Annotated in this window: 7 protein-coding genes and 1 tRNA gene; 5 read left to right on the top strand and 3 right to left on the bottom strand. The window is 70.8% G+C overall.

Annotated elements, in window-relative coordinates:
- Window positions 1–77 precede the first annotated feature (77 nt).
- Window positions 78–1,436, top strand: coding sequence for a glycosyltransferase family 2 protein (locus RM555_RS05190; protein ID WP_311410685.1), 1,359 nt, complete (start codon window positions 78–80; stop codon window positions 1,434–1,436).
- An 85-nt stretch (window positions 1,437–1,521) separates the two neighbouring features.
- On the opposite strand, the gene RM555_RS05185 is transcribed toward RM555_RS05190, so the two are convergent.
- Complete coding sequence (locus RM555_RS05185) at window positions 1,522–2,475, bottom strand: helix-turn-helix domain-containing protein (RefSeq protein ID WP_311410684.1); 954 nt, start codon at window positions 2,473–2,475, stop codon at window positions 1,522–1,524.
- Window positions 2,476–2,580: 105 nt separating this feature from the next.
- Between RM555_RS05185 and RM555_RS05180 the strand changes: the two genes are divergently transcribed.
- Window positions 2,581–3,612, top strand: a complete 1,032-nt coding sequence (locus tag RM555_RS05180; RefSeq protein ID WP_311410683.1) for a saccharopine dehydrogenase family protein — start codon at window positions 2,581–2,583, stop codon at window positions 3,610–3,612.
- Between the two features lie 451 nt (window positions 3,613–4,063).
- Complete coding sequence (locus RM555_RS05175) at window positions 4,064–6,553, top strand: M14 family metallopeptidase (protein WP_311410682.1); 2,490 nt, start codon at window positions 4,064–4,066, stop codon at window positions 6,551–6,553.
- A gap of 144 nt (window positions 6,554–6,697) precedes the next feature.
- Here the strand turns inward: RM555_RS05175 and RM555_RS05170 are convergent, their stop codons facing one another.
- Window positions 6,698–7,531 carry an aminoglycoside phosphotransferase family protein gene (locus tag RM555_RS05170; protein ID WP_396888693.1) on the bottom strand — a complete coding sequence of 278 codons (834 nt, stop codon included), beginning with the start codon at window positions 7,529–7,531 and terminating at the stop codon, window positions 6,698–6,700.
- 442 nt (window positions 7,532–7,973) lie between these two features.
- Between RM555_RS05170 and RM555_RS05165 the strand changes: the two genes are divergently transcribed.
- Together RM555_RS05165 and RM555_RS05160 are read left to right on the top strand one after the other, a co-directional pair.
- Window positions 7,974–8,753, top strand: a complete 780-nt coding sequence (locus tag RM555_RS05165; RefSeq protein ID WP_311410681.1) for a class I SAM-dependent methyltransferase — start codon at window positions 7,974–7,976, stop codon at window positions 8,751–8,753.
- 74 nt (window positions 8,754–8,827) lie between these two features.
- A complete protein-coding gene (locus RM555_RS05160) occupies window positions 8,828–9,016 on the top strand; it encodes a hypothetical protein (RefSeq protein WP_311410680.1) in 189 nt (62 codons plus the stop codon).
- An 83-nt stretch (window positions 9,017–9,099) separates the two neighbouring features.
- Here RM555_RS05160 and RM555_RS05155 read toward each other — a convergent pair.
- Window positions 9,100–9,173 (bottom strand) — tRNA-Ala (locus RM555_RS05155).
- Between the last annotated feature and the right edge of the window lie 78 nt (window positions 9,174–9,251).

The raw sequence follows: 9,251 nt of genomic DNA, 5'->3' as shown, positions 1-9,251 counted from the left end.
ATCCCCTGTGGGTCGGGGTGCCGGCACGTGCCGGCACCCCGACCCACAGGGGATCACCTATGACGGAGGAAAGTCGGATGGCGGCACGGACGAACCACGCGGTCGAGCTGAGCGTGGTCATACCCACCTACCAGGACGCGCAGTGCCTGGCGCTGACGCTGCGGTCGCTGACCCGGCAGACGGTGAGCCCCGAGCGTTTCGAGGTGGTCGTCATCCGCGACGGCGGCTCCCCCGCCGGCTACGCCGACGCCGTCGAGGCGGCCGCCGGCCTCGACCTCCGCCTGCTGGAGTTTCCCCGACGGCGGGGGCGCTCCGCGGCCCGCAACGAGGCGGTACGGCACACCCGGGCGCCGCTGCTGCTGTTCCTCGACGCCGACTCGTACGCCTCCCCGCAGTTGCTGGAGCGCCACCTGGCCCACCACGCGGTCGCCGGCCGGCCCGCCGTGCTGATGGGCCGGCGCGACGAGCTGAGCCTGGAACACGTCGAGGCCGCCCTCGACGACCGGGAGATGACCGACGTCCCCCGCCGCCGCGCGGACCGTGCCGGGGACCTGCGCTTCCCGCACGGCCAGCCGCCGGGGCCGGAGTGGCTCCGGGCGGGCTGGGCGCTCGCCTACACCCACAACATCTCGCTCGCCCGCGACCTGTTCGACCGGACCGGCGGGTTCGACGAACGCTCCGGGCTGCGCTGGGGCCTGGAGGACATCGAGCTGTTCTACCGGGTGCACCGGCACCTCGGCGTGACCGGGTTGAACTTCGCCTTCGACGACGAGGCCCGCGCCTTCCACCTCCCGCACCACCGCAACACCGACCGCAACTTCGCCGACTTCGCGGCCAACCGGAGCCTGCTGACCGGGCAGTACCACGTGATCGAGTGGGAGTTCTACGGCCTGCTGGACGTGTACGACTCGCTGGAGCGCATCGTGTACTACCGCTCCGCGGCCACCGACTGCGCGCGGCACGCGACGTGCCGGATCGGGCCGGCGTTCGACCGGCTCGCCGACCGCCTGCCCGGCCCCCGCGTGCTGTGGGTGGGCACCGGCAGCGACCAGGTCGACCTGCCGGCCGGGGCACTGACCTTCGACTACGCCGCCCCGCCGGGACCGACGAACTACCACCTGGTCGGCATGGACCCGCCCATCCCGCCGGGCAGCCTCGACGCGGTGGTCAGCGTCGACTTCTGGCGGTACCTGCGGTGGGACGACCTCTGCCGGTTCGTCAACACCTCCGGACGGCTCGCCCGCGAGGTGCACCTGGTCGGCACGGGCGACACCGGATCGGCGCCGCTCACTCCGGGGCCGGCGGTGCTGGACTACCTGCGCCGCGCCCTGAGCGCCGCGTTCGCCACCAGGCTGACCCACGTCGACGGGCTCGGTGAGGTGCTCACCCTGCGGCCCCTGCCTACCGCCGCCCGGAGGGGCCCGGCGCGCGTGTGACCTCGCCCGGCGACCGCAGGCGGCCACCGGTACGCGGGTCAGGTGGGCGGCCGGAGCAGGGCGGCGCTGGCCCCGTGGTGGCTCGTCATCGAGCGCCGGGCCGGGTGCTGCGGAAGGTGCGGCGGTAGGTGTCCGGGGGCACGCCGACGGTGCGGTTGAAGTGCCGGCGCAGCGTCGCGGCGGTGCCCATGCCGGTGGCCGCCGCGATGGCGTCGATGCTGTCGCCGGTGGTCTCCAGCAGCTCCTGGGCGTGCCGGATCCGCTGGGTCAGCAGCCATTGCAGCGGGGTGGTGCCGGCCACCGACCGGAAGTGGCGGCCCAGGTTGCGCGAGCTCATGTTCGCCCGACGGGCCAGGTCCTCCACGGTCAACGCGTGGTCGAGCCGTTCGATCGCCCAGGAGAACAGCTCGGCGAGCGGATGGTCGTCCTGGTCGGGCACCGGGGCGGTGACGTACTGGGCCTGGCCGCCGGCCCGGTGCGGGGGTACGACCAGGCGGCGGGCGAGCGTGTTGGCGACCGCCGAGCCGTGGTCGAGGCGGACCAGGTGCAGGCACAGGTCCATCGCGGCGGCCTTGCCGGCGGAGGTGAGCACGCTGCCGTCGTCCACGTAGAGCACGTCCGGATCGACCTGCACCCGGGGATGACGGGCCGCCAGGGCCTCGGTGTGCGCCCAGTGCGTGGTCGCCCGTCGGCCGTCCAGCAGGCCGGCGGCAGCCAGCACGAACGCGCCCGTGCACAGGGAGGCCACCCGCGCGCCCGCCTCGTGGGCCGCGCGCACCGCGTCGACGAGGTCGGCGGGTGGGTCCACGTCGACGTCGACCCACCCGGGAACGATCACCGTGTCGGCGTGCGCGAGCTGGTCGAGCCCGTAGTCGGGCTCCAGCCGGAACCGGCCGACCCGCACCGCGCCCGGTCCGCACACGGTGACGCCGTACCAGGGGTCGACCACGCCGGTCAGGTCGGCGCCGAAGACCTCGTACGCCAGCGACAGCTCGAAGTGCAGCATCCCGTCGGTGACGGCCAGCGCGACGGTAGCCATGTCCGAAACTGTACGGGAGGTGTCGTTCCAGACACTCGCGCCTCCGGTCCACCGCCACCAGGATGAGCGGAGTTGATCAATCAGGCACGGAAGCTGGGAGAGCTGATGGGATCGGGTCGGACGGTGGCGGTCTTCGGCGCGTACGGGCACACCGGGCGCTTCGTGGTGGCGGAGTTGCGCGCCCGCGGGTTCGTACCGCTGCTCTGTGGACGTGACGCGGACAAGCTGCGGGCGCTCGCGGCGTCCTGTCCCGGTCTCGACATCCGGCCGGCTTCGGTCGACGACCCGGCCTCGCTCGACCGCGCGCTGGCCGGCACGGCCGCGGTGGTCAACTGCGCCGGGCCCTTCGCCGTGACCGCCGCTGGAGTGATCGAGGCGGCGCTGCGTGCCGGGATCCCGTACGTGGACGTGGCGGCCGAGATCGAGGCCAATCTCGACACCTTCACGCGCTTCGCCGATCGCGCCCGTGCGGCGGGAACCGTGGTGGTCCCCGCGATGGCCTTCTTCGGCGGCCTCGGCGACCTGCTGGTCACCGCGGCGATGGGCGACTGGACGGCGGCCGACGAGGCCCACATCGCGTACGGGTTGAGCGGTTGGCATCCCACGCCCGGCACCCGCGCCGCCGGCACGGTCTCCCGGCAGCGCAGGGACGGCCGGCGCGTCCGCTTCAGCCGGGGACGACTGGAGTACCGCGACGACGCCCCGCCGGCCGTGCGGTGGCCCTTCCCCGAGCCGATGGGAACCCGGGCCGTGATCGGCGAGTTCAGCATGGCCGACATCGTCACCGTCCCCAGCCACCTGGCCGTCCCCGAGGTCTGCACCTACATGACGGTCGAGGCGGCCGGCGAGTTGGCGGCCCCGGCGACACCGGCACCGACCGCGGTCGACGACAGCGGACGGTCCGCGCAGACCTTCGTCGTCGACGCCGTCGTGCGCTCCGGCGGCGTGCGGCGACGTGCCGTGGCGAGCGGCCAGGACATCTACGCCGTCAGTGCGCCTCTCGCCGTGGAGGCCGTCGACCGTGTCCTCACGGGACGGACCAGGACCGTAGGCGTCGCCTCCGCCGGCGCGATCTTCGACGCGCCCGACTTCCTCCGCGCCCTGTCCGGGCACGTCTCGGTCGACCTGCGCCCGTAGGCCTTCGTCCGGTCGCTCTCGACGGCGCCACCGTCGTGGTGGTCGCCGGTCACGGTCGCCACCTGCGGCGCTGGCCGGCACACCGAATCCTCAAGGTTCCCTCTGGCCGTCGCAGCAGAGGGTTGATCAAACGGCTCAGGCGATGCAAAGATCCAGGTCAAGCCACGTCGTCGACGTAAAAGACGCCTCCGCCGCCTCAGTTCCGCCCATGCTCCGCACGGTCCTCGACGCGACCCGTCGAGGCCTGGATCGCCGTGGGCGGACACACGACGCACTGCATCCGACGCACCCGGCCCGCTCGCACCCGGCACGATCCTCCGACGCGATCCGTCGAAGCCGGGCTCGTCGTGGGCGGGCGCAGCATGACCATTCCTGGATGGATCGATACGGTCCCGCCCGCGCTCGGGCCGGCCGCGACATCACCGACGGCCACAGACAGAAGGAGGGGAGCATGCGAGGTAGACAGCCACGCATCGTGTTCTTCGCGATGTCCGCCCTGGTGGCAACCACTTTCGTGGCGACCGCGCCTGCGGGCGCGGACCCCGCGAAGCCCACCGCCACGGGCTCCGAAGAAGCCCACCACGCGGATCACGAGTCGAACCACGTACGCATCAAGCTGACCGGATCCGACATGCTCGACAAGGTGGTGGCCGCCGGCTACGACGTCGATCACGGCCTCACGCGCGTGCCGGACGGCATCGAGGGCGAGGCGCACGTGGACGCCGGGCAGGTCGCCGAGCTCAAGGCGATGGGCGTCAGGATCCTCGGCGAGAACGAGCGCTTCACCTGGAGCGACGTGGCCGACGGCGGCTTCCGGGCCGCCGGGGCGCGGGCCGCCCAGCCGCTCGCCCAGCCGGCGCAGGTGACCGAGGCGAACGCCGCGACGGTACGGGTCGTCCGCGCCGACTGGTTCACCACGAAGGGCCAGGGCTTTCTCTACGTCGAGGCACGGACCACCGAAGGTCGACAGACCAACCCGATCGTCCTGATGCAGCTCGAGAACGACTCGGGCGTCGGTACGCCGTTCGGCTCCGCCCGGACGATGAGCCGCTTCGTCGACTCCGGGCAGTACATGTTCCACCGGAACCTGTTCAAGCTCGACGCGCGTCCTGACCAGATAAAGGTCACCAGTTCGACCGGCGGCGTCACCACCGGCAAGGTCTCCAACTGGCTCGAGGGCGCTCCGCCGCCGCTGACGGACAACCCGGGCTACAGGTCGGACTTCATCGACGGCTACAAGCATCCGCAGCAGCTCTTCAGCCGCGCCGAGGAGATCGCCCGGCAGTACCCGGACATCGCCGAGATCGTCTACCTGCCGCACAAGACGAACGGCTACCAGCGCAAGTCGCAGGCCACTATCGGCGGTACCGGGCAGGCGGCGGTCGTCGTCAGTTCGGCGGCGTGGGGCCACGAGGGTGGCAACGACGTCACCGTCGAATTCGTGGAGCGGCCGGGGGCGGGCCTCCCGCTCGGCGTCGACGTGTCGGGCAAGGCGGTCCGCGTCCTCCTCGCGAAGGACGCCAACGGCGCGCTCGCCAGCACCGCCGCGCAGGTGGCGGCGGCACTGGAGACCCAGTCCCAGGGCCTGATCGACCGGGCGCACCCGTACCGCAGCAACGCGGGCACCGGGCTCGTCGTGCCGACGTCCGCCCCGGTCGCGCTGAGCGACTTCCTCGACCAGAAGCGCGTCGGCGCGCCGGAGGGCGAGGTGCCCCGCGGCGAGGCCACCATCCCGGTCCTGCGGATCGGCAAGCACCGCGACGGCCGCAACCCCGGTGTCCTGATCCAGGCCCAGGACCACGCCCGCGAGTGGGTGCCCGCGACGACGACGCTGGAGACGGCCGAGCGCCTGGTGCACAACTACAAGACCGACCAGGAGACGAAGAAGATCGTCCAGGACACGGACATCTTCCTCGTCCTGTCGAACAACCCCGACGGCGCGAACTACAGCTTCTACAACTACGCCTCGCAGCGTAAGAACCTGACGAACCACTGCGAGGACGCGAACGCCGACCCGGACCGCCGCAACTCGTGGGGCGTCGACCTGAACCGGAACTACCGGGTCGGGTCGGGCCACGACGGCTACGCCGGTGGGTCGACGGTCTGCACCAGCGGCACCTACCAGGGGCCGGAGAAGCTGTCCGAGCCCGAGTCGAAGAACATCGTCTGGCTGGTCGAGAAGTACTCGAACATCAAGTTCATGATGTCGGTGCACTCCAACGGCGGCCAGCTGTTCTGGCAGCCCGGCGCCTACATCGCGGACGGCCGGGTCACCACGCCGCGTCCGCCGCTGGGCGACGAGGCGTTCTACTGGCAGTCGGCCGGCAGGATCCTGTCGCAGGTCAAGGCGTACCGGGAGACCGTCGTCACGCCGGAGAACGTCGGCGGCTCGTCGGACGTCCTGTACTCCTCCGCGGGCAACGTCCGTGAGGACATGTACCACACCTACGGGATCTACTCCTTCGGCTGGGAGGTCGGCGGCTCGATCTACAACCCGGCCACCGGCAACTGGCAGGGCGGCTCGTTCCAGCCCGCGTGGGAGGGCAATCCGGCGCTCGTCAGCGGCCACTCCGAGACGATGGAGTACGCCAACGGGATCATGGAGATGTTCCGGATCGCGGCGGAGTGGGGCAAGGACAAGAAGAAGCCGACGTCCGAGCTCGTCCCTGGCGGCGGCAGGTACACCGGGTCCGTCGACGTGCGCTTCGAGACGAGCGAGCCGGCCACCATCTACTACACGACGGATGGCAGCCGGCCCACCCTCCAATCGCCGCGCTACCAGGCCACCGAGTTCCGTGAGCCGGGGCAGGTCTTCCGCGTCACCGGGACCACCACGTTCCGCTGGTTCTCGGTCGACGCCTCCGGCAACGTCGAGAAGGGCTACGACCCGGAGAAGAACGGCAGGAACTACCGCTCGGCGACGGTCACGATCGTCAAGTAGGTAGCGGCGTCAAGGCGTTGCCTCGTCGGTGCGGGAGGCCGCACCGACGAGGCAATGGTCGTTTCCATGGTGAGTCCGGGCGCGTCAGCGTCGCAGCCATGGTGGGTGGGCGGGTGCGGCACCGAGCGGGAGCCGGTCAGGTCGTCAGTGAGCTCGCAGAACGTGCTCAAGCCGCTGCTCGAGTCGGCTGCGAGCGAGGTCGTCACTGATGCTTAGTCCAGAGTCGCGCCATGGCTGGACGACTTTCACCGGGTCCGGCAGGTAGCCGACAATGTCCATGACGTTCCAGTACCGGCACCCGTCCTCGTCATGACGGTCATCAGCCCGGCGACGGTACGCGTTCGTGAATCTGGCTCCAGCCTCAACGCCGTGCAACATCGCCAGGTAGGTCGCGGCATGTGCCACGTCCAGGGTCGCCGGTCCCCACGATGTCTCGACCCAGTCCACGACGCCGCTGACGCGCCCCTGCGACCACAGCAGATTCCCCAGATGAAAATCTCGGTGCAGGAACGTACCGGCATAGGCCGGTACGGGTTGGTCCAGCAACTCGAACGCCTGAAGCCAGAGCTGTCGCCGCTGCGCCCACGGCGGCACGACTCGTTTGTCCGGCGCCGCCCAGGACTGGTACTGCCGTGGCCTGTCCCGGCCGGGCGCGAATTGGTGGATGCTGACGAGGACCTGCGCCATCGCCTCCAGGATGCCGTCCGCGGCAGAGGTCAGGCACAGCCGCCCGGGCAGCCAGGACATGAGGTGTGCCGGTGCCCCGGCGGAGTCCCCGGACAGATCGAGGGCGACACTTCGAGGCGCTGGGATCGATGACCGTTGCAGTTGGTGCTGGACAGCCGCCTCCCTGGAAAGCAGCCCGGCAGCGTGTCGGCGCCACGGCTCCTTCGTCATCAGTCGGAGTACAGCCTGTTCGCCGTCGTGTCCGGTCAGGCCAAGCATGGTGGACGTGCAACCACCCGTGAGACGCCGCACCCTGGTGATCCGACGCTGCCAAGCCGACTCAACCCAGCGAATCTCGCGCTCGGTCGCACTGCCCACGAGTACCACTCTGTCATCGGCGCTCCCGGGCGCGTGCCGGGGTGCGTCCACGCGGGATGACACTTCCTGAGCTCCGACGGGCGATGAGCTCGTATCTCAGGGCCGAAGACGATCTGGACGTCGAGGCGGAGGCTCTGCTGGAGCGCGGGTGGCTGACCCGCGACGAGGAAGAAAGACTGTGGATCACCGCGGCCGGAGAAGACGCCCGAGTCAGCCTCAAACAGCACGCGGCCGGCAATCCGGGCCCGCATCCACAAGGGCATCGACGACGCGGACTACGTCGCGACCCTCAAGGTTCTCCGGCAGTTGATCCTGAACACCGGTGGCGCGGCATAGCGCGCCCAGCCTGGTCAGTCCAGCTCTGTAACGTGAGGCCATGCCTCTTGACCCGGTAGCACACAACCGCACCGCCTGGGACCGGCAGGTCGAGCAGGGCAACGAGTGGTCACGCCCCGTATCGAGCGAGACGATCGCCAGGGCGCGGGCCGGTGACTGGTCGGTCGTCCTGATCGGCTACCAGCCCGTCGACCGTTCCTGGTTCCCCGCCGACCTCGCGGGCACGGACATCCTGTGTCTGGCCTCCGGCGGCGGGCAGCAGGGCCCGACGCTGGCCGCCGCCGGGGCCCGGGTCACCGTCTTCGACAACTCGCCCCGTCAGCTCGAACAGGACGAATCGGTCGCCCGGCGGGACGGCCTGGAGCTGCGCACCGTCCTCGGGGACATGCGCGACCTGTCGGCGTTCCCGGACTCCTCGTTCGACCTGGTCTTCCACCCCGTGTCGAACCTGTTCGTGCCCGAGCTCGCGCCGGTCTGGCGGGAGTGCTTCCGGGTGCTGCGACCGGGCGGGACGCTGCTGTCCGGCTTCCTCAACCCGGACGTCTTCCTCTTCGACAACGAGGCGCTGGACCAGCGCGGCGAGCTGGTGGTGCGCCACCGGCTGCCGTACAGCGACCTGACCCACGTCCCGGCGGCGGAACGCGAACGCCTGTGGGGCGCGGACGCACCGCTGGAGTACAGCCACACGATGACCGCGCAGATCGGCGGTCAGCTCGCCGCCGGCTTCGTCATCGTCGGCTTCGAGGAGGCGCCGCACCACTCCGACGCCACCGCCGGCTGGCTGCCCGGCTACTTCGCCACCCGGGCGGTGAAGCCGTGACGGCGGGCCGCTGACAGGCGCCGTGGCCTGACTGACCCGACTCGCCGGCCGGCCAGGCGCCCGGGTGCCCGCAGGTGGCAAATCCCTTGCCGGCCGGACAGACCTTGCTCAGCTACTACCGCAGCGAGCGGCACCTCGACGACGTCGCCGAATTTCTGCGCAGCATCCTCAACCCCGAGGCCAGTCCGGAATCTCGCGCCAACGACCAGTACTGGCTCACCCGCATCGCCGAGACCGTCGCCGACCCCGGCTATGCGCCCTGACCTGGCTGCCGTTTGCTGCACTCCGCTGCCGTACGAGATCGAAAAAGGCCGTCTCCGACGGGCGGAAACGGCCTTGAGCTGGGTGGAGTTGAGGGGATTCGAACCCCTGACCCCCTCGATGCGAACGAGGTGCGCTACCGGACTGCGCCACAACCCCTCCGCCGGCGGACCGGCATCGGTCCCACCCGGCTTTCACCGGGCGGGCCGGCGCCAAGGCTAACAGGTTCACCGCCCC

Source organism: Micromonospora reichwaldensis, from assembly GCF_031845925.1.
Lineage (GTDB): Bacteria > Actinomycetota > Actinomycetes > Mycobacteriales > Micromonosporaceae > Micromonospora > Micromonospora reichwaldensis.
This window is presented reverse-complemented; position numbering and strand designations above follow the sequence as displayed.

Coding starts and splice junctions, on each gene's coding strand:
- RM555_RS05190 (WP_311410685.1), top strand. CDS start 78: ATGGCGGCACGGACGAACCACGCGGTCGAGCTGAGCGTGGTCATACCC.
- RM555_RS05185 (WP_311410684.1), bottom strand. CDS start 2,475: ATGGCTACCGTCGCGCTGGCCGTCACCGACGGGATGCTGCACTTCGAG.
- RM555_RS05180 (WP_311410683.1), top strand. CDS start 2,581: ATGGGATCGGGTCGGACGGTGGCGGTCTTCGGCGCGTACGGGCACACC.
- RM555_RS05175 (WP_311410682.1), top strand. CDS start 4,064: ATGCGAGGTAGACAGCCACGCATCGTGTTCTTCGCGATGTCCGCCCTG.
- RM555_RS05165 (WP_311410681.1), top strand. CDS start 7,974: ATGCCTCTTGACCCGGTAGCACACAACCGCACCGCCTGGGACCGGCAG.